20 protein-coding genes and 1 pseudogene are annotated in these 18,814 nt (G+C 49.4%); 15 read left to right on the forward strand and 6 right to left on the reverse strand.

Going from position 1 to position 18,814, the window contains the following annotated elements:
* Nucleotides 1-3: 3 nt before the first annotated feature.
* The 3 genes from GOU96_RS06510 (at nt 4) to GOU96_RS06520 (ending at nt 2,170) form a co-directional block, all read left to right on the forward strand.
* A complete protein-coding gene (locus GOU96_RS06510; RefSeq protein WP_042989199.1) occupies nt 4-969 on the forward strand; it encodes a sugar kinase in 966 nt (321 codons plus the stop codon).
* Nucleotides 970-978: 9 nt separating this feature from the next.
* The gene (locus GOU96_RS06515; protein WP_032477479.1) at nt 979-1,605 is read left to right on the forward strand and encodes a bifunctional 4-hydroxy-2-oxoglutarate aldolase/2-dehydro-3-deoxy-phosphogluconate aldolase; all 627 of its coding nucleotides are present in this window, start codon (nt 979-981) and stop codon (nt 1,603-1,605) included.
* A gap of 70 nt (nt 1,606-1,675) precedes the next feature.
* Complete coding sequence (locus GOU96_RS06520; protein ID WP_042989198.1) at nt 1,676-2,170, forward strand: YgjV family protein; 495 nt, start codon at nt 1,676-1,678, stop codon at nt 2,168-2,170.
* A 24-nt stretch (nt 2,171-2,194) separates the two neighbouring features.
* Here GOU96_RS06520 and GOU96_RS06525 read toward each other — a convergent pair.
* Nucleotides 2,195-3,139: pseudogene (locus tag GOU96_RS06525) on the reverse strand (LysR family transcriptional regulator).
* Nucleotides 3,140-3,259: 120 nt separating this feature from the next.
* Between GOU96_RS06525 and grxB the strand changes: the two are divergent.
* Complete coding sequence (grxB, locus tag GOU96_RS06530; RefSeq protein WP_042989195.1) at nt 3,260-3,916, forward strand: glutaredoxin 2; 657 nt, start codon at nt 3,260-3,262, stop codon at nt 3,914-3,916.
* A 9-nt stretch (nt 3,917-3,925) separates the two neighbouring features.
* Nucleotides 3,926-5,029: an alkene reductase gene (locus GOU96_RS06535; protein WP_042989194.1), complete on the forward strand. Its 1,104-nt coding sequence runs from the start codon at nt 3,926-3,928 to the stop codon at nt 5,027-5,029.
* Nucleotides 5,030-5,149: 120 nt separating this feature from the next.
* Here the strand turns inward: GOU96_RS06535 and ctlX are convergent, their stop codons facing one another.
* Entirely contained in the window at nt 5,150-6,121 is a 972-nt protein-coding gene (ctlX, locus tag GOU96_RS06540) for a citrulline utilization hydrolase CtlX (RefSeq protein ID WP_001964501.1), read from the reverse strand.
* 365 nt (nt 6,122-6,486) lie between these two features.
* Here ctlX and vcaM point away from each other — a divergent pair, with 365 nt between their 5' ends.
* Together vcaM and GOU96_RS06550 are read left to right on the forward strand one after the other, a co-directional pair.
* The gene (gene vcaM / locus GOU96_RS06545; RefSeq protein ID WP_042989192.1) at nt 6,487-8,346 is read left to right on the forward strand and encodes a multidrug efflux ABC transporter VcaM; all 1,860 of its coding nucleotides are present in this window, start codon (nt 6,487-6,489) and stop codon (nt 8,344-8,346) included.
* A gap of 151 nt (nt 8,347-8,497) precedes the next feature.
* Entirely contained in the window at nt 8,498-9,202 is a 705-nt protein-coding gene (locus GOU96_RS06550; RefSeq protein WP_042989191.1) for a DUF445 domain-containing protein, read from the forward strand.
* Between the two features lie 96 nt (nt 9,203-9,298).
* Here the strand turns inward: GOU96_RS06550 and GOU96_RS06555 are convergent, their stop codons facing one another.
* Nucleotides 9,299-10,342: an alkene reductase gene (locus GOU96_RS06555; RefSeq protein ID WP_042989190.1), complete on the reverse strand. Its 1,044-nt coding sequence runs from the start codon at nt 10,340-10,342 to the stop codon at nt 9,299-9,301.
* Between the two features lie 149 nt (nt 10,343-10,491).
* Here GOU96_RS06555 and GOU96_RS06560 point away from each other — a divergent pair, with 149 nt between their 5' ends.
* Nucleotides 10,492-11,067, forward strand: a complete 576-nt coding sequence (locus tag GOU96_RS06560; RefSeq protein ID WP_042989188.1) for a TetR/AcrR family transcriptional regulator — start codon at nt 10,492-10,494, stop codon at nt 11,065-11,067.
* A gap of 71 nt (nt 11,068-11,138) precedes the next feature.
* Here the strand turns inward: GOU96_RS06560 and GOU96_RS06565 are convergent, their stop codons facing one another.
* A complete protein-coding gene (locus GOU96_RS06565; RefSeq protein WP_000568039.1) occupies nt 11,139-11,768 on the reverse strand; it encodes a LysE family translocator in 630 nt (209 codons plus the stop codon).
* Between the two features lie 203 nt (nt 11,769-11,971).
* On the opposite strand from GOU96_RS06565, the gene GOU96_RS06570 reads away from it, so the two are divergent.
* From GOU96_RS06570 to GOU96_RS06580, 3 genes are all read left to right on the forward strand, one after another.
* Entirely contained in the window at nt 11,972-12,802 is an 831-nt protein-coding gene (locus GOU96_RS06570) for a helix-turn-helix transcriptional regulator (protein ID WP_001283934.1), read from the forward strand.
* 152 nt (nt 12,803-12,954) lie between these two features.
* The gene (locus GOU96_RS06575; protein ID WP_042989186.1) at nt 12,955-13,674 is read left to right on the forward strand and encodes an AzlC family ABC transporter permease; all 720 of its coding nucleotides are present in this window, start codon (nt 12,955-12,957) and stop codon (nt 13,672-13,674) included.
* Entirely contained in the window at nt 13,671-13,988 is a 318-nt protein-coding gene (locus GOU96_RS06580) for an AzlD domain-containing protein (RefSeq protein ID WP_000605633.1), read from the forward strand. The genes GOU96_RS06575 and GOU96_RS06580 overlap by 4 nt, the downstream gene beginning before the upstream one ends.
* 50 nt (nt 13,989-14,038) lie before the next feature.
* Here the strand turns inward: GOU96_RS06580 and GOU96_RS06585 are convergent, their stop codons facing one another.
* Together GOU96_RS06585 and GOU96_RS06590 are read right to left on the reverse strand one after the other, a co-directional pair.
* Complete coding sequence (locus GOU96_RS06585; RefSeq protein ID WP_000018313.1) at nt 14,039-14,653, reverse strand: fumarylacetoacetate hydrolase family protein; 615 nt, start codon at nt 14,651-14,653, stop codon at nt 14,039-14,041.
* Between the two features lie 115 nt (nt 14,654-14,768).
* The gene (locus GOU96_RS06590; RefSeq protein WP_000098095.1) at nt 14,769-15,227 is read right to left on the reverse strand and encodes a MarR family winged helix-turn-helix transcriptional regulator; all 459 of its coding nucleotides are present in this window, start codon (nt 15,225-15,227) and stop codon (nt 14,769-14,771) included.
* Nucleotides 15,228-15,338: 111 nt separating this feature from the next.
* Here GOU96_RS06590 and GOU96_RS06595 point away from each other — a divergent pair, with 111 nt between their 5' ends.
* The 4 genes from GOU96_RS06595 to GOU96_RS06610 all read left to right on the forward strand — a co-directional run bounded on the left by GOU96_RS06595 (nt 15,339) and on the right by GOU96_RS06610 (nt 18,734).
* Entirely contained in the window at nt 15,339-15,761 is a 423-nt protein-coding gene (locus GOU96_RS06595; RefSeq protein WP_267781057.1) for an organic hydroperoxide resistance protein, read from the forward strand.
* 255 nt (nt 15,762-16,016) lie between these two features.
* Complete coding sequence (locus tag GOU96_RS06600) at nt 16,017-17,012, forward strand: anion-selective porin (RefSeq protein ID WP_267781059.1); 996 nt, start codon at nt 16,017-16,019, stop codon at nt 17,010-17,012.
* Between the two features lie 199 nt (nt 17,013-17,211).
* Nucleotides 17,212-18,069 carry a DMT family transporter gene (locus GOU96_RS06605; RefSeq protein WP_174499911.1) on the forward strand — a complete coding sequence of 286 codons (858 nt, stop codon included), beginning with the start codon at nt 17,212-17,214 and terminating at the stop codon, nt 18,067-18,069.
* A 47-nt stretch (nt 18,070-18,116) separates the two neighbouring features.
* Nucleotides 18,117-18,734 (forward strand): glutaredoxin domain-containing protein, encoded by a 618-nt coding sequence (locus tag GOU96_RS06610; RefSeq protein WP_175597472.1) that lies wholly within the window; start codon nt 18,117-18,119, stop codon nt 18,732-18,734.
* The last annotated feature ends 80 nt before the right edge of the window (nt 18,735-18,814 follow it).

Consider the following 18,814-nt stretch of genomic DNA (forward strand, 5'->3'; position numbering starts at 1 on the left):
CGAATGAAACATATCGCCATTGTGGGCGAATGTATGATTGAGCTGAACGGCAAGCCATTCGGCGCAATGCATCAAACATTTGGTGGTGACACGTTAAATGCTGCGGTATATCTGCGCCGCGGCTGTGAAGCCAATACTAACCCGGACGACATTAAAGTCTCTTATGTGACCGCACTCGGTACCGACCCCATTAGCTCTGGCATGCTGTCGCGCTGGCAAGAAGAAGGCGTTGCAACAGAACTCGTGCTGCGCGACCCCACTCGCACGCCCGGTTTGTACCTGATCCAACTTGATGATCAAGGCGAACGCACTTTCTTATATTGGCGCAACCAATCTGCGGCGCGTTACTTACTGCAACACCCCGATTTTGGCCAGATTAAGCAGGCGTTACATCAGGTCAATATGGTGTTTCTCAGCGGAATCACTCTGGCGATTTTGCCTGCCGAAGATCGTATTGCGTTGCTCAACCTGTTGGTTGAACTCAAAGCCAAAGGCGTAGAAATCGCGTTTGACAGCAACTTCCGCCCCGCTCTGTGGCCGCAAGATGACCACCATACCGTGAAAGAAATCTACCAAGTCATGTACCAACTGACGGATGTAGCACTCGTCACCTTTGATGACGAGCTGTTGATTTGGGGGGATAGCACTCCAGAGCAGACCATTCAACGCCTCACCGCACTTGGCGTACAAAAATGCATCGTCAAATTGGGGGCTGAGGGCTGCTTGATTCAAGATTCTTCGGCTTCTACTTTCGCTCCACAAGCAGTACCAACCCAACCGGTAGTGCAAGTTGTGGATACCACTTCAGCGGGTGACTCCTTCAATGGTGGATTCCTCTCGGCCTACTTAGCGGGCGCCGATTTAGCCACCGCATGCCAACGTGGTAACGCACTGGCCGGCACTGTGATTCAGCATCGCGGAGCCATTATTCCCAAAGCATTCACACAATCGGCGCTTGGCGTCGTTTAAGGAACCAACATGTCTAGCATTAAACAACAACTGAAAGCTCTGAAAGTGATCCCAGTGATCGCCATCGACAACGCCGAAGACATCATCCCACTGGGTAAAGTGCTGGTGGAAAATGGTCTGCCTGCTGCCGAAATCACTTTTCGCTCAGAAGCGGCGGTAGAAGCCATTCGTCTGCTGCGCCAAACCCAACCGGACATGCTGATCGGCGCAGGCACGGTGCTCAATCGCGAACAAGCGATTGCCGCTAAGGAAGCGGGCGCGACCTTTATTGTCTCCCCTGGCTTTAACCCTAATACCGTCAAAGCGTGTCAGGAGATCGGCATTGATATCGTACCGGGCGTGAATAACCCGAGCACGGTTGAAGCAGCACTGGAAATGGGCTTAACCACGTTGAAGTTTTTCCCTGCCGAAGCCTCTGGCGGGATCAACATGGTGAAATCCCTGCTCGCGCCGTATACCAATATTGAGCTAATGCCCACTGGAGGTATTAGTCCTGCCAACATCCAAGATTACTTAGCGATCCCACGCGTGTTAGCGTGCGGCGGTACTTGGATGGTGGATAAAAAGCTGATTGAAGCCGGAAACTGGGAAGAACTGGCTCGGCTGACTCGTGAAGCCGTTGCGTTAGTCAACTAACCCTCTGACTGAGCTTCACCATCTTGACGCCCCTCACTTTGAGGGGCGCTTTCACTAAAGAGACACAACAATGGGCAATGCATTAGCGCAAGGCATCGGTGGTATTGCGTTTCTGGTCGGTGTGATGGCCTTTTGGCAAAAAGACGACATGCGCTTTCGTTATCAGATGGTCGCATTTTGCTTCATCATGGGCATTCATTTTGCTCTGCTGGGTGCGACCGTTGCCGCCATCGGTGTGGTGATTAACGGCATGCGCAGTTTTGCTTCGATCAAAACGCAATCGCGCAGAGTCATGTGTTTTTTTATCGCGTTGATGTGGCTGATGACGCTGCCCAACATCACCCACTTTTTCGAGTTTATGACTGTGTTTGGATCGTCAGTGGCGACTTGGGCACTATTTTCTAAACGAGGGGTCGCCCTACGCAGTCTGATTCTATTTAACTCACTGTGTTGGGTTAGCCACAATATTTGGCTTGGCTCCATCGGCGGCACACTCGTGGAAAGCACCTTTATTGTGACCAACCTGATGACCATTTATCGGTTACACAAAAGCGCCCATCCATAATCAGAAACCCGTGACGAAATGGGCTCATGAATTTTCTGAATGCTCTTTGCCAGCCAAGCGTAACGAGCACTGCTCAATCAAAAAGTCGATAAACAATCGCAGGCGTTTGGGCTGGTATTGGCGGATGAGATAAAGCACATTCAAATCCGCCCCTGAAGCAGACGTGGAGGCGTTAAAATTCTTCATGTAACCATCGAGAACAGTGACCAACCGCTGCTGATTGAGATCGTCCTGCACATCGAGGATCGATTTCAACGCGATCCCCATTCCCGCTAAAGCCCACTGGCGAATCACTTCGCCATCATCTGCAAAACTCTTGGGTACTACCGTGATCACTTTGTGCTGCTAATTCTCTTGGAAGTGCCAGGTTTTCATCTCTTCATTGCTGCGAACCATGGCCAAACAGTCATGCTGTGCAAGATCTTGCGGCGTTTTCGGTATTCCTTTACGCGCTAAATAAGCCGGAGAAGCGCACAACACTCGGCGACTCGTCGCCAGCTTGCGTGAAATTAGACTGCTGTCGGCCAGTTCACCGTAGCGGATCACCACATCCAAACCTGATTCCGCCAAATTCGAGATGTTGTCATTGAGGTAGAGATAGGGCACCACTTCCGGATATTGCTCAGTGAAATCGGCAAGAATCGGAGCGATATGTTGCTTCCCGATGTCACGCGGAGCAGAGACTTTTAGCGTTCCCCGGACTTCTTTTCTGCCTGTTTGCAGCAAATTTTCTGTCTCGCGCACGCTATTAAGAATCTCAAGGCAAGCTTGATGATACAAAACGCCAGATTCGGTTAAGGAGAGATGGCGAGTGCTGCGATTGAGCAATTTGACTCCATAGCGATCTTCCAGTGCTTGTAGCCTTGCCGTTACTGTTGCGGGCGATAAACTCAACTCTCGGCCAGCGGCCGCCAAACCTTGGTTTTTGACTATGCTGGCAAATAACACCATATCTGCAAACTTATCCATAACACCTCCCTAAACCCTGATTATTCAATATAACCGAACAATCAATTCAGTTTCTCGCCAATTATCAATTTTTATATGAGAAATATACTGCCTCAATCTCAACTGGATTAGGAAATCACCATGAAACTCTATATTTATGAACACTGTCCTTTCAGTGCACGCGTGCGCTACGTGGCAGGTATGTTGAACATTCCACTTGATGTGATCACCCTTGATTACGACGACGACCAAACCACCAATGAGCTCATTGGTAGCAAACAAGTGCCTTTGCTGATCAAAGAAAGTGGCGAAGCACTGGCAGAAAGTCTCGACATCATTCAATTCTTGCTCGAATCGGTGAACTCAAGTGAAACAGCACAACCAGCACAAACCACGTTGGATTGGCAGCGCAGCGCATTCTTGCCTTTGCAAAAAATCGGCTATCCACGCTGGTCGAACATGAATTTACCTGAGTTTAAAACCGCATCCGCTCAACAAGCATGGCGTGTAAAAAAAGAGACCACTGAACTTCATTTTGAATCCCTACTGAAAAACACGTCGCAAATTGCCCTGCAAGTGCAAACCTGTATTGATGCGGTTAAACCGCTGCTAAAACTTCATTCCTATCAGCACGTTGCTCTTATTGATGAAGCGATCATTTTCTCAATCCTACGAGGATTTTTCAGCGCGCCTGAGATCCAATGGGACAGCGAAGTCAGAGATTGGATGGTATCGGTCAGCCAGAAAACCCAAGTCCGCTTGTTGCAAGATCCGTTGCAAATCACATCGCAGAAATAAGGAGGCAAAATGAGCAGATTATTTGAACCAACCGATTTAAAACAACTCACGCTGCAAAACCGTGTAGTGATGGCTCCGATGACTCGTGCACGCAGTAGCCAACCGGGGAATATTCCCAATCCAATGATGGCAACCTATTACCAACAGCGCGCCAGTGCAGGGTTAATCATTTCCGAAGCGACCCAGATCTCCGATGATGCGCAAGGCTATTCATTCACTCCCGGCGTTTATACCGATGAGCAAGTTTCAGGTTGGAAAAGCGTAACTCAAGCGGTCAAACAACAAGGTGCAGCGATGTTTTGCCAACTTTGGCATGTCGGGCGTGTTTCCCACCCTGTTTTTCAAAAAGGGCAGTTGCCGATTGCCCCGTCAGCCCTCAAACCGGCTGAAACTCAAGTTTGGATCGCCGATGAACAAGGTAATGGCCAGATGGTGGATTGCGTTGAACCCCGCGCTATGACTCAAGCCGATATTGATAGAGTGGTGAACGACTTCGCTCAGGCGGCGAAATGCGCTATTGAAGCAGGGTTTGATGGTGTAGAAATCCACGGTGGGAATGGTTATCTCATCGATCAGTTTTTGCGTACCAACTCGAATCATCGTACCGATAGTTATGGTGGCAGCCGTGAAAATCGAATTCGATTTTTGCTCGAAGTGGTTGATGCGGTCAGTCAAGCGATTGGTGCCAGCCGAGTAGGCGTTCGCTTAGCGCCGTTTATTACTTTCAAAGACATGGACTGTCCCGACATAGTGCCAACAATTTTGGAGGCATCGAAGCAGTTGCAAGCACGAGATATTGCATATTTGCACTTATCAGAAGCGGATTGGGATGATGCTCCTACCATTCCAGAAAGCTTTCGCATTGAGCTACGCAAGCATTTCACTAACGCGATTATCGTCGCTGGTCGCTACACCCTTGAGCGCGCGGAAGAGGTGCTACAAAAAGGCTATGCCGATTTAGTCGCATTCGGGCGTCCTTTTGTCGCCAACCCCGATCTGGTTTCTCGCCTCAAGCACCAGCAACCGCTGGCGCAACTGGATGGTAAAACCCTGTTTGGTGGCGGTGAGCAAGGCTATACCGATTACCCCAAAATCCCTGAACAGCCAATCTAGCCCGATCGGATTTGCTCAATCCTCGTCACTTTACGCCGCTATTTGGCCTAGCGAAGTAAAGTGACGCAGGGATACTTTAAAGGGAGAGCCCCTCATCTCCCTTTGTTTTGCTGATTCACCTTACGCTTGTTTTGGTAAAAACAACTCGGCCAACATACAGCGCACACTGCCACCGCCGATGGTTTCTATGGTCGGTACGGCGAAAGGCAGCAACTTACCGTGAGTGGCAAGTTGATTGAGTTGCGTAAGCGTAAAGGCTTCATAAGCGGATTGCGACATCGCGATCACTTTCTGGCCGTCAGCGGTTTCGAGTTGCAGGATATTGCCGCAGAAGTGGTTCATCTGCTCAATCGAAATCGAAATTACCTGTTTATCTTTAGCCAGCGACTTTACGACAAATCGGCGCTCATATTCGGGGATCGCTTCATCGCAAATCACGCAGAAATGCTCGCCTATCGCCATCATCACATTGGTGTGATAAATCGGCGAGCCAGACGGCAATCGAGTTTGGAACGACACCACGCGCGAATAGCCGATCTGTTCGGCATACACTTCCAACACTTCACGATCACAGCGCTGTGAAAGCCCCGCATAAATGGTGCGATTAGGGTGATCCATTACCATCACGCCGGTGCTTTCCAAAAACGCTTGCTGCTCAGTAAACGCCAGCAAAGAGTGCTGTTTTTTCACAGCAAAGCCTTGCTTTTGTAAGGTATCAATCAAAGCTTCAGGGCGCACTTCCAAACGTCGATTCGCACACGCCATTGGAAACAAAAACAGCTCGCCCGCCTCAGTGGTACTGAACCAGTTATTCGGGAACACCGCATCCGGTGTTTCACCTTGACCTAGGGGGTAATCAAATATCACAACGTCAACGCCCGCTTGGCGAAGACCGTTTACCATGGCGTTAAACTCGGCCATAGCACGCTGCAAAATGGTTTCAGCGCTCAGTGCCAGCGGGTTTTGAAAGGCATTATCTTGCGCAGTTTGCGCATTAAAGCCGAACTCTTTCGGCGGCACCATAACGACAGCGCGAGCCGTTTGCGCAGCAGAGCGCGGAATCAACATATTGGGTTGTAGATGAACATTCATAATAGGCACTCATCACCGATTTCACCCCAAAAGTGTAAACAGAATGTTAACTAAAGATTTGCTGATTTTGATGAATTTCAATCGATAAATTTTATCTTTTTACTGAAAAAATGGCTCATCTCAGTCAAATTTGCTGGCGTTATGGATGACATCGGCTGGATTCACTTCAAAATAGCACGCCAAACGGATTGGCTCGCAAAACCGAAACCAAACGACTTGGCGTTGCAGGTCGCAAGGGTATAACTTCAAGTCACCAATGGATAACGTTATACTGCTTCCGTTTTAACAGAAAATCACATTTTGGCGGACGCTCGCACGCGTGCTCTCTCCCTCACTGCCGCCCTATCACAGCAAGGATCTTGTTCATGTTTAAGCTATTTGAAGGTTTCACCGACCCTTTTCCCAAAGGTGAACCCCAACGCCCACCCAACACTTTGTGGGCCTTTTGTCGCCACTACACTCGCGGGTTTGAAAAACCATTGATCGTGATGGCGTTACTCAGCACGGCGATCGCGATTATCGAGGTCTCTCTGTTTGGCTTTATGGGCCAACTGGTGGACTGGCTTTCCACCAGCTCGCCAGACACCTTTTTAGTCGAGAATCAGAGCACTTTGATTGGGTTAGGCTTATTGGTATTGGTCGGCATGCCGCTACTGATCGCCTTCTATTCACTGCTGATCCACCAATCTTTGCTCGGTAACTACCCGATGTCGATCCGTTGGTTGGCGCACCGCTATCTGCTCAAGCAAAGCGTGTCATTTTATCAAGACGAATTTGCAGGGCGCATCTCAACCAAAGTGATGCAAACGGCGCTCGCGGTACGTGAAACCGTGATGAAAAGTCTCGATGTGTTTGTCTACGTGATGGTCTATTTCACCGCGATTGTCGTGATTTTGGCGCAGGCTGATTGGCGCTTAATGATCCCGATGCTGATTTGGCTGGCGATTTACGTTACGGTGCAAATGTATTACGTGCCTAAGCTGAAAAAAGTCGCTTCCGAGCAAGCCGATGCCCGCTCACTGATGAGCGGCCGTATCGTCGATAGCTACACCAACATTATGACTGTAAAGCTGTTTTCGCACAGTCAACGTGAAACGCAATACGCCGAAGAAGGCATGCAAGATTTTCTGGGCACCGTCCATCGCCAAATGCGTTTGGTGACCGGTTTTAATATTTGGGTTGAAATGGCCAACTACTTATTGGTGTTTACCATTGCTGCCCTGTCGATTTATCTGTGGACCACCAGCGCCATCAGCGTCGGTGCCATTGCGGTTGCGGTCAGTTTATCCTTGCGTATCAACGGCATGTCTAAGTGGATCATGTGGGAAGTCAGCGCCCTGTTTGAAAACATCGGTACCGTTGTCGATGGCATGACCATGCTGGGCAAACCCATCACCGTCACCGACAAAACTGACGCGAAACCCTTGGTGGTTAAGCATGGTGGCATTACCTTTGATGATGTGAGCTTCCACTACGGTGAAAACAAAGGCGTGATCAACCATCTCAATCTCAACATTAAACCGGGTGAAAAAGTCGGTTTGGTGGGGCGCTCTGGAGCCGGTAAATCGACCTTGGTGAACCTGTTACTGCGTTTTCATGATGTGGAAAGCGGCCGGATTTTAATTGATGGTCAACCCATTTCGGAAGTGACCCAAGAATCGCTACGCAGCAAAATCGGCATGGTGACACAAGATACGTCACTGCTGCACCGCTCCATTCGCGACAACATTTTGTATGGCAATCCGAACGCCACCGAGGAGCAGCTTTTGAAAGCAACGGCGCAAGCCCACGCCCATGAGTTCATCCTCGGTTTGACCGATCCGCATGGCAACAGCGGTTACGATGCACAGGTCGGTGAACGTGGTGTCAAACTCTCTGGTGGACAACGTCAGCGAATTGCGATCTCTCGCGTTTTGCTCAAAGATGCGCCACTGTTGGTATTGGATGAGGCGACTTCCGCGCTCGATTCTGAAGTGGAAGCGGCGATTCAAGAGAGCCTCAATGAACTGATGCAGGGCAAAACTGTGATTGCAATTGCCCACCGTCTGTCGACCATCGCAGCGATGGATCGCCTGATCGTGCTCGATAAAGGCCAAATTGTTGAGCAAGGTTCTCACCAAGAGTTGATTGCGCAAAACGGCATTTATGCTCACTTGTGGGCGCATCAAACCGGTGGCTTTATCGGCTGTGATGAAGACGAAGTAGAAGAAGCCATACTGGCATAATTCCAATCAACACTGAATAAGCCCGCGGCTATTCGCGGGCTTTCCTCTTTCTGGGCTTTTGACTTAGAATTTCGCTACTTTTTCCATGCATTAACCGAGAAGCACTTGGCCGTTATGCCAAGGTAAGACTTTGAGTAACTTAGAGAACACTATGAATAAAAGCCTTATTACCAATGTAGTGGCGCTGGCCCTGATGGGTGTCGGCTATTTCCTGCCTAACCACTATGCCTTTTATGCGGGGCTGTTTGCCTTTTCTGGCGCGATCACCAACTGGCTCGCCATCCATATGCTGTTTGAAAAAGTGCCTGGACTGTATGGCTCCGGCGTGATTCCCGCACGTTTTGAAGATTTCAAAGCCGCCATCAAAAATCTGATGATGGAGCAGTTTTTTACCGATGCCAATATCGACCGTTTCCTCAATAAAGAGATGAATGGCGCGTTGAACCTTGATTTGCAACCGGTGATCGCCAAAGTCGATTTCAACCCGACCTTTGATTCGCTCGTCGAAGTGATAAGCCAATCCTCCTTCGGTGGCATGCTGGCGATGTTTGGCGGCGCGACCGCGCTTGAGCCACTGAAACAGCCCTTTGTCGAGAAAATGCAAACGGCGCTTGTCGAGATGAGCCAAAGTGAGTCGGTACGTGAAGCCCTAAAAGAGCAACTGGAATCCCCAGCGATGCTGGATGAAATCAAAGCCAATATTGAAGGCATCATAGATCAGCGCTTAAATGAGCTGACTCCGCAACTGGTCAAAGAGATCGTGCAGAAGATGATCAAAGAGCATCTTGGCTGGCTGGTGATTTGGGGCGGCGTGTTTGGTGGCGTGATTGGTCTTGTTTCCGCAGCTTTGGTTTAACCTTGATTTAACCTTGGTTTAAACATCCGCACTGTAAACCTAAAAAATCAGCCCCAATAGTGGGGCTGATTTTATCAATAAAGGTGAAACATCGAGTTAGTAAAGCTCCGTTAACATCGAATCTTGGTACGTTTTTAGCTCTTCACCCTTTTGAACACGGGCGATGTAATCTGGGTTAGCGATAAATGGACGACCAATCGCGAGCAGATCAAACTCATTATTTTCAATCGCAGCAGCACCCGTTTCTGCGCTAAAACCACCGACACCCATCAGCGTTTTTGAGTAGTGCTGACGCAAGTAAGTCGACACTCGACCACCTAAGAAATCAAAGGTCACGCTGTCATCAAACATCCCTTCATGCAGATAGGCCAAATTGCGTTTTTCCAACTCAGGCAGTAAATAATCAAACACTTCACGATCACGCGGGTCAGCTTTGATGTTGAAATACGCCCCCGGAGACACACGCAGCGCAGTGCGCTCTGCGCCAATACGTGCGATCACCGCATCCACCACTTCCAAAGCAAAACGCGCCATATTGGCCGGCGTTTCACCGTACTCATCGCTGCGTTGGTTCGAATCAAAATGCAGGAACTGGTCGATGAGATAGCCGTTCGCGCCATGAATCTCGACGCCATCAAAACCCGCCAAGCGTGCATTTTCCGCCGCTTGTGCGTAATCGGCCACCAGTTGCTTGATCTCCGCTTGGCTCGCGGCTTTCGGTACTGTGTACTGCAATTCGCGGCGGCGTGGCACGCTGCCTTCGACACCGAGAGCTGAAGGCGCTAGAACGTATTCACCCGCAAAAAAGGCAGGGTGAGCCACGCGTCCGGTATGCCATAACTGAGCGAAAATCTTACCGCCGTTGGCATGCACGGCGTCCGTTACTTTTTTCCAACCGGTAATTTGCGCCTGCGTAAACAGCCCCGGAGTGTTCGGGTAGCCTTGAGCATCGGGGCGAATAATGGTGGCTTCGGAAATGATCAGCCCAGCATCGGCACGGCGTGCGTAATACGCCACCATGGCATCGGTCGGCACCAAATCATCATCAGCCATGCAGCGCGTCAGTGGCGCCATCGCAATTCGGTTGTTTAAGGTAATTACATCGTTGAGCGCGTATGGCTGAAAAAGAATATCGGTCATTTGAGTTGTCCTGTGGTTGTCTGTTGCGCTTATGCTAGATCATTCTTGAACAATCGTTCAAGAACTTTTTTGAATGAACGTTCAAGATACTTTGTCATCGACTCGGTTTAGCGCTAGAATCGCGCCATGTTCGATGAAGAGAGTGTGTTGTGCGAGTAGCTGAATTTGACCGAGAGCAGGTGTTGCGATCCGCGATGGATGAATTTATGTCCAAAGGATTCAACAAAACCAGCATGCAAGATTTAAAACGCGTGACCGGTTTACACCCCGGCTCGATTTACTGCGCATTTGAAAATAAGCGCGGTTTGCTGATTGCCGCTCTTGAGCAATACACCAAACAACGCGTCTCGGAATTTAATGCGATTTTCGCCGCACATCCCACCATCTTAGCGGGATTAGAGCAGTACATGGCGATGGTGGTGGATGAGTGTGAACGCGATGAGATCAAAGATTGCTTGCTGCAAAAAGCGCTGAATGAACTCTCTTGTCAGGATGAAGAAGTCGAAACGCTGATCCGTGCAACCGTCGGTACTTGGAAGCAAGGCATGCTTGCGCAATTACAAGAAGCACAGCAGCGCGGTGAGATAAACTCAGACAGTGACTGCGTGCTACTCACCGAATATTTGGTGATGGGCATTTATGGTTTGCGCTCGTTTGCCCACACTCGGCCGGAAAAGGGCTTACTCAGAAAGCTCGCCGACAAACTGTTGGACGCGATTCGCTGAGCTACCAATGTTGGTAATTCCTACAAAAAAGCCACAGATGCGATCTGTGGCTTTTCACTTTTTTGGCGATATCACACAAAATCGCTGAGCATCCAGAGCGCCAGCAGCAAAAACACCGCGCCCATCACTTTGTGCTGGTAAGTGCGAAAACGCTGATTGTCGACCAGCGAGCGACCAAACACGCCAATCAAAGCCACCAGCAGCAGATTAAACAGCAAGCCGCACACATTCAGCACCATACCCAGCGCGAACATCTGTTCGGCAGAGCTGGCTGCGATATTGGTTGAAACAAACTGCGGCAAAAACAGCACAAAGAACACCAAGGCTTTTGGGTTCAGCAAATTGCTCACTAAAGCGCGTTGGTAAAAGGTTTTTGCTACCGCTTGTGCCTCATCCAAGGTGGGCGCTTGCGCCGCATCGGCGCGTAGGCAATCCCACGCCATTTTGAGCAGGTATGCTCCCCCCAACAAATGCAGCACATTGAGCGCCAACGGGTTCATCGCAATCAGTGCGGAAACCCCGAGCGCCGCGAGTAAGGTTAAAATCATCCCTGATGTGGCATTGCCCAAGCTGGCAAACAAACCGACTCGGCGTCCGTAGCTCATACTAGAGCTCGCAATCAGCAGCATATCTGGCCCTGGGATCAGCAACAGCGCCAATACCGCGGTGAGATAAACCGGTAATACCGAAACATCAATCATGTTGAAAATCTTGTTAAAGCTGGAAAGCGGCGGATTTTATAGGAGACATACCGCCATTTCCATATGAAAGATAATCCAAATAAACTCATTTCTAGCCAGAGATAAAATAGTGTGGATTTCGATTAGTACAGAAGCGCAATTTTGTACAAAAACTTTCCTGCACTTTGCAGTAGACTCATTAGGGAAAAGCACAAGGAAGCGTGATGAGCGACTCAGCCGGCAAAATTAAAGAACAAGCAAAATTTCAGATTGCCGAAGAGTTTGGCGGCCTAGAGCTGCTTGATGCGCAATACGAAACGCAGAATTTTTCTCGCCACAGTCATGAAGGCTATACCGTGGGAGTGATTGAGCGCGGTGCACAATCTTTCTACCGCACCGGCGGCAATCATATTGCGCCGCAAGACAGCATTATTTTGGTCAACGCCGATGAAGTGCACACCGGACACTCCGCCGTCGAAGGTGGTTGGGCGTATAAAGCCATGTACCCGCTGCCCGAGCAGTTTGCCACGGTTGCCAAAGAGATTGGCGCCAATACCGGAGCGCCTTATTTTCCACAAGCGGTGGTGTATGACCCCGAACTCGCGAGCCAACTGCGCTTAGTGTTTGAAACCCTTGAGAAATCGACTAACCGCTTGCTACGTGAAACCCTGATTTACGCCAGCTTAGTCAAACTGATGACACGCCACGGCCGCACAGCACCACAGGCTGATCAACCGCTATCTGCACTACGCCCATTATTGCTAGTTAAAGAGTTTCTGGATGATTTTCCGCAGGCCGATGTTTCACTCGAAGAGCTGGCACAACTGGCGGGATTAAGTCCTTTTCATCTGGTGCGGACGTTTCAAAAACAATTTGGTTTGCCACCCCACGCTTATCAAATCCAAGCCCGCTTGCGCCTCGCGAAAACCCTGTTAAAGCAAGGCGTGAGTATCTCGGAAACCGCGCAAGAGTGTGGCTTTCACGATCAAAGCCATCTGCATCGCCACTTTAAAAAAGCGCTCGGCATCACCCCAAAACAGTACGCAAGACCTTAAATAATCAGCACTCGTCACCTGCACACTGCCGCGCAAGATTATCCAAGATGACCCGCTTGTCCCTATGCTTTTATAACCCCAAACGGTACCCAAACCACTTGGAGTTTCAGGTAAGAAGGGTATAAGGTTTTCTTCTATAAATTGGAAAGAGTATGAATAGCCAAGTGTTAACCATTGATGATTCACCCACCCCCACGCGACTGTTTTGGCAAGGCACAGTCGCTATGCTGCCGCTGAGCATTGCGGTGTTACCTTGGGGTTTATTAGCAGGCTCGTTTGCGATTGAAGCGGGGTTGTCGGTCATCGAGAGCCAAGCCTTGTCGGCAATCTTGTTTGCAGGAGCGGCACAGTTAGTCGCTATCGGCATGTTTAAAACGGGGGCGGGGTTACTGAGTTTGTTGATAGCCACTTTTTTTATTACCTCACGCCATTTTCTGTACAGCGTATCAATGCGCAGCAAAATCAGCCTATTGCCCTTGCGCTGGCGGCTGACACTGGGCTTTTTGCTCACCGATGAGCTGTTTGCGATTTGCGGCGCGCAGTCCGACAAGCAGTTTAATCGCTGGTATGCGTTAGGCGCAGGGCTGAGTTTTTATCTGATTTGGAATTTAGCCAGCTTGGTCGGCATTGTCGCAGGCAGCTATCTGCCCGATCTCAATCAGTGGGGACTGGAATTCGCGGTCGCCGCCACTTTCATCGCGATTGTGATCCCGAATATCAAAAGCTGGCCTGTGCTGATTTCGGTACTGACCGCCTTGGTGTTATCGGTGTCACTCACCGTGATGGGGATTGAAGGCAGCCTGATGTTCGCCAGTATTGGCGCCATGTTCGCTGGCTACGGTGCGGAACGTTTATTAGGAGCTCGCCCATGATCATGCTTTCGATATTCGCGATGACGGCACTGGTATTTCTCAGCCGTTATCTGTTTCTTGAACCTAAGCTACCCCTGCGTTTGAGCCCCACGCTGCAACGCTTACTTAGCTACTCGGGGCCTGCAGTACTTACCGCGATTTGGGCGCCGATTGTGTTTATGCCAGAAAAAACCTTGTGGTTAGAGTGGCACAACCCCTATCTTCTCGCCGCACTACTTTCCGGTGTGCTGGCTTGGTTAAGCAAAAATGTCCTGCTGACGACCGTCGTGGGGATGGGGAGTTTCTTACTGCTCAAGCTGGTGGTATTGGCCTAAGCCCGTAAAAACGGGCTTAGTGTATGTTGGGCGAGAGGGTGAAAGCTCGGTTATTCAGCCAACCATTCCACTTCAATCAAGGTCTGTTCACCACATTTCAGGCGGCCAACAAAACGGTCGCCTTGATGTACTTCTCCAACGCCTTGTGGTGTACCAGTCATCACCACATCACCATCTTCCAAAGTCAGATAGCTTTTGAGCTCTTGCAATACCGCTTGAGGCGAGTAAAGCATTTGGCTGACATGGCCTTTTTGCACCCGCACACTGTTGATCAGCAGTTCCAAATTGAGATCGTCGGCATCCAACCCGTCAAGCGCAACAAATCGGCTCAATACGGCTGCGCCATCAAACGCTTTAGCGCGCTCCCAAGGCAAGCCTTTGGACTTGAGATAACTCTGCATTTGGCGCTTGGTCAAATCTAGGCCAATTCCCACCGCGACATATTGTCCCTTTTCGACCAGAAAACAGATCTCTGCTTCATAATGCAAAGGCTCTTGATGGAAGGCGCGCAGCTGCGATGTAACCGCTGACGAAGGCTTATGAAAAAGCACCATCTGTTCTGGAATGCTATTGTGCAGTTCCTGAATATGCTCAACATAGTTACGCCCGACACACAGCACTTTACCGACAGATAGGTTTCGGTTGGCAAATTGGATATGACTCATCTCTCTTCCTTGACCAGACACAAAGCCGCGATTCTAAACTAACCGCTGATAAACTACTCAGAAATCAATCACACAATGATGGAAAATGCGTACTTCAGCCCATTGATTGCCAAACTCAGTCGAGAGTATGGAGAATTTTCTCGCACAGCGTTTTTAGGCTAATCAGCTCCTCTAAGCTGAGATCAAATTTACACAGCATTTCATTCGGTACTGAACGAGCCTGTTCTTGCAACGCAAAACCCGCTGGCGTCAAAAATAGCTCACGAACTCGTTCATCACTGCTGCTGCGTCGCCGTTCCACAATTCCTTTCGCTTCCAATCTTTTCAGTAGTGGAGTCAACGTGCCGGAATCCAAATGCAGCTTAGCACCGAGATCTTTCACATTTATCCCGTTTTGCTGCCACAGCACTAGCAGCACCAGATATTGCGAATAAGTGATATCCAGTTGTTCAAGCAGCGGACGATAAGCACGGATCACCGCATTCGATGCACTGTAGAGTGGGAAACAAACCTGATTTTCCAGCAGTAATGGATCATGAGTCGGCGTTTGGCAGCTCACTTGTGGAGAAGACATAATTTATCCTCAAAAAATAAATTGCACACAATATACTTGCAAACAACAAAAGACTCGATATAAGATTGCAAGCAATTAAATTGCACGCAACTTAAATTAAGGAATAAAAACATGAGCACGATTTATCAAACTTCCGCGACCGCTTCTGCAGGACGCAATGGAGTAGTCAGCACCGAAGACAAACTGCTTGAGCTCAATCTCAGCTACCCAAAAGAGATGGGTGGAAGCGGTATGGCAACCAACCCAGAGCAACTGTTTGCAGCCGGCTATGCTGCTTGCTTTTCGAACGCGATTTTGCACGTCGCTCGTGAAGCAAAAGTCGCCTTAAAAGAAGCGCCTGTGACCGCCACTGTCGGTATCGGACCCAACGGTCAAGGCGGCTTTGCGCTAAGTGTCACCCTCGCCGCACACATTGCTTTAGAAGATGAGCAAGCCAGACAGTTGGTGACCGTTGCCCATCAAGTCTGTCCATACTCCAATGCGGTTCGTGGCAACATTGATGTGCAAGTCAGTGTCAATGGCTTAACCCTGTAATTTCGATTCCCCCTCACTCACCACGGCGAAGCGCTTTTTTCACTCTAGAGAGCATACTTGAAAGCTCAACAGGAGGTACGTGCTCCGCCGTGTGATTAAGGCCTGTCATCATTTTGCCTTATCTCTGTCATCCCCGCGCCATAAAAATTCAATCAAAACGTCACCAAATAGAAACGCATTATTCATTTTCAATCAGTACCTTAGCGGCATCACAAGTCGGGCAGTAAAGCCCAATCAAACTAATAGGGTAGAAAAATGAAAAAAGCAGCAATCGCAGTAGCAGTTCTTTCCGCAGTGGTATCTGGCTCAACCTTAGCCGCAACCGTATACGATGCAGAAGGCACTTCACTCAAAGTGGGTGGTCGTCTGGAGTTCCGTGGTGACTTTAATAGCGACGACAAAGGCAAAGAAATTGAAGGCACAATGCTCAACAAGAGCCGTGTGCGCTTGAATGTGGCGGGTGAAACCGACATTGGTGCCGGCATGAAAGGCTTTGGCTTCTGGGAAGCAGAGCAAGGCGTGAAATCGTCCGCAGGAACGTCAACAGAGCAAGAAACGACGTTCAAACAACGTTATATGTACGTGGGCATGAAAGGCGATTTTGGTAGCATCTCCTTTGGCCGCCAAAACACCGCTGGCGTACAAATTTCTGATATGTCTGATATCGCTACCTTTACTGGCGATCAAAAAGCCTTCATCAGCGCAGGTAACGAGCAGATCAACAACACTATCGCGTATGGTTATGACTTCGAAAGCTTCAAGCTAAAAGCAAGCTACATTGCTGATGATGAGAAAAATGCCGATGGCTATGGCCTGTCAGGCATCTACTCAGCGCCATTTGGTTTGGATATCGGTTTAGGTTATGCCGCCAATGATCTGGGTACAGATAAAGGTTCAGCGGATCAAATCATTGCGGGTTTGGGTTACACCATGGGTGACCTCTACTTCGGGGCCACTTACACCACGGGTGATAAAAATGACAAAGCAGATACGGAATTTACCGGTATCGAAGTCTCTGCACAGTACAAAATCACCAAAGAATTTCGCCTGATCGCGGCTTACCAAAACCAAGAAGAAGAGACCAAGAATGTCACTAAAGACACTGCGGACTTCTTTGAGTTAACTGGCCGCTATGATTTTACGAAAAACTTCCGCTCTTACCTCGCTTACAAAGCGAACGGGCTGGATGACAAAGACGCTGGCTACAAAGTCGAAGACACCATCCGCCTAGGTCTACGTTACGATTTTTAATCACACTGCCTTAAACTCCTGAATATTGTCCTTCTTTGGCCAAGCGTTTGCTTGGCCTTTTTTGTTGCAGAATTTCGAACGTCATGAGCAACCACAGCGATTGGTTTTCTCACTATTACCACGTATGATTCAGCCCACTTTCTGACTACCTCTTTGATTCATGAGCATTAAACATCACCCATTGCAAGGTGCGCTTTGGATGCTGACGGCTGGCCTCGCGTTCGCCATCGTCAACAGCGTCGCACAATACGCCAGCATTCAATTTGGCCTTCCTTCCACCACCGTTGCCTTAGTGCAGTACGCGATTGCGATTGTGGTTATCCTGCCTTATCTCAAAACCTTGGGCATTCGTCAGTCGCTGCGGACTCAGCAGTTTGGCTGGCATCTCCTGCGCGTCTTTCTGGCCGTGATTGGCATTCAGCTCTGGTTGTGGGCTCTCGCGTATCCAGTGCCAATTTGGCAAGGTATTGCGCTACTGATGACTTCTCCCCTTTTTGCCACCATTGGCTCTGGCCTATGGCTACGCGAAAAAGTGGGCATGGCGCGCTGGGTGGCTACCCTCACCGGATTTATCGGTGCGATGATCATCCTCGAGCCTTGGGCGGATGATTTTAATCTCGCTTCGCTGCTCCCTGTCGGTGCAGCCTTTTTCTGGGCGAGTTACTCCTTGATGGTGAAAAAACTCTCCTCTCACGACTCACCGTCCACCATGGTGGTCTATTTACTGCTGCTGATCACCCCGTTTAACTTATTGCTGGCGATACCCGATTGGCAGATGCCAAACGGGCAAGCCGTATGGCTGTTACTGATTGGTGCAGGGATCATGACAGCGCTTGCTCAATCGGCGATAGCCAAAGCGTATGCGGTAGCAGATGCTTCCTTTGTTCAGCCGTTTGATCACGCCAAGCTTCCCTTAAACGTGCTGGCTGGCTGGTTAGTGTTTGGTTGGGTACCACCGGGCAGACTCTGGCTAGGCGCAGCAATTATCGTGTTATCTGTCGCGTTCATTACTCAATGGGAAACAAAAAAATCACGGCGTGAAAGAAACATCGCCTAAAACCTTTCCTATCTTTTAACAGAAAGATGCGTATAAGGAACAACTTGATGACAACACCGATCAAAGTCACTCTCTACCGTTGGGCAGGCCATTTTGGCCCTTTTAAAGTCAACATTCCTTGCGGAGAATGTACACTCACCAAAGATATTTTAGCCGATACCTTTGCCAATGAATTGGCTGGCGTGCCGATTGAATTAGAGGTGAAAGATTGGCTTAGCTACTGGTGGGAACCCTTAAAGCTTGGTGCATGGCATGCGCCGATCGTGGTCGTAGCAGGCAAAATGATCAGCCAAGGAGAAGCCCTCAACCGCGGTGTATTGGTGCAATCCATCATCAAAGAGTGGACTAAACAAGACACGTTACAAGGCAATATTGTGTTTGGCAAAGCCACCTGCCCTTACTGCGTGAAAGCCAAGCAGTTGCTTGATACTGCAGGAATCGACTATCGCTACCACGATGTAGTGAAAGAGAGTGCTGCGTTATACCGAATGATCCCAGAAGTCAAAGCGATCATCGGAGAAAAAACACCCGTCACGGTACCGCAGATCTGGTTAAATGGTCAGTATATTGGGGGCTGTGATGCGTTGGAAAAATGGCTGCAAAATAACCCGCATGCGCTACCTAATAACGTGGTAGAAATCGAAACTACGCGTGTAGCTCCGTAATTCAAATTGTTTGAGCATCGCCAAGATCAGCAAAAAAGGCCTCGCACAGTACGAGGCCTTTTCTATTTTAGCGAGGAGAT

The sequence above is a fragment of the Vibrio sp. R-1 genome (genome assembly GCF_035615595.1).
GTDB lineage: Bacteria > Pseudomonadota > Gammaproteobacteria > Enterobacterales > Vibrionaceae > Vibrio > Vibrio cholerae.

Coding starts and splice junctions, on each gene's coding strand:
- GOU96_RS06510 (WP_042989199.1), top strand. CDS start 4: ATGAAACATATCGCCATTGTGGGCGAATGTATGATTGAGCTGAACGGC.
- GOU96_RS06515 (WP_032477479.1), top strand. CDS start 979: ATGTCTAGCATTAAACAACAACTGAAAGCTCTGAAAGTGATCCCAGTG.
- GOU96_RS06520 (WP_042989198.1), top strand. CDS start 1,676: ATGGGCAATGCATTAGCGCAAGGCATCGGTGGTATTGCGTTTCTGGTC.
- grxB (WP_042989195.1), top strand. CDS start 3,260: ATGAAACTCTATATTTATGAACACTGTCCTTTCAGTGCACGCGTGCGC.
- GOU96_RS06535 (WP_042989194.1), top strand. CDS start 3,926: ATGAGCAGATTATTTGAACCAACCGATTTAAAACAACTCACGCTGCAA.
- ctlX (WP_001964501.1), bottom strand. CDS start 6,121: ATGAATGTTCATCTACAACCCAATATGTTGATTCCGCGCTCTGCTGCG.
- vcaM (WP_042989192.1), top strand. CDS start 6,487: ATGTTTAAGCTATTTGAAGGTTTCACCGACCCTTTTCCCAAAGGTGAA.
- GOU96_RS06550 (WP_042989191.1), top strand. CDS start 8,498: ATGAATAAAAGCCTTATTACCAATGTAGTGGCGCTGGCCCTGATGGGT.
- GOU96_RS06555 (WP_042989190.1), bottom strand. CDS start 10,342: ATGACCGATATTCTTTTTCAGCCATACGCGCTCAACGATGTAATTACC.
- GOU96_RS06565 (WP_000568039.1), bottom strand. CDS start 11,768: ATGATTGATGTTTCGGTATTACCGGTTTATCTCACCGCGGTATTGGCG.
- GOU96_RS06570 (WP_001283934.1), top strand. CDS start 11,972: ATGAGCGACTCAGCCGGCAAAATTAAAGAACAAGCAAAATTTCAGATT.
- GOU96_RS06575 (WP_042989186.1), top strand. CDS start 12,955: ATGAATAGCCAAGTGTTAACCATTGATGATTCACCCACCCCCACGCGA.
- GOU96_RS06580 (WP_000605633.1), top strand. CDS start 13,671: ATGATCATGCTTTCGATATTCGCGATGACGGCACTGGTATTTCTCAGC.
- GOU96_RS06585 (WP_000018313.1), bottom strand. CDS start 14,653: ATGAGTCATATCCAATTTGCCAACCGAAACCTATCTGTCGGTAAAGTG.
- GOU96_RS06590 (WP_000098095.1), bottom strand. CDS start 15,227: ATGTCTTCTCCACAAGTGAGCTGCCAAACGCCGACTCATGATCCATTA.
- GOU96_RS06595 (WP_267781057.1), top strand. CDS start 15,339: ATGAGCACGATTTATCAAACTTCCGCGACCGCTTCTGCAGGACGCAAT.
- GOU96_RS06600 (WP_267781059.1), top strand. CDS start 16,017: ATGAAAAAAGCAGCAATCGCAGTAGCAGTTCTTTCCGCAGTGGTATCT.
- GOU96_RS06605 (WP_174499911.1), top strand. CDS start 17,212: ATGCTGACGGCTGGCCTCGCGTTCGCCATCGTCAACAGCGTCGCACAA.
- GOU96_RS06610 (WP_175597472.1), top strand. CDS start 18,117: ATGACAACACCGATCAAAGTCACTCTCTACCGTTGGGCAGGCCATTTT.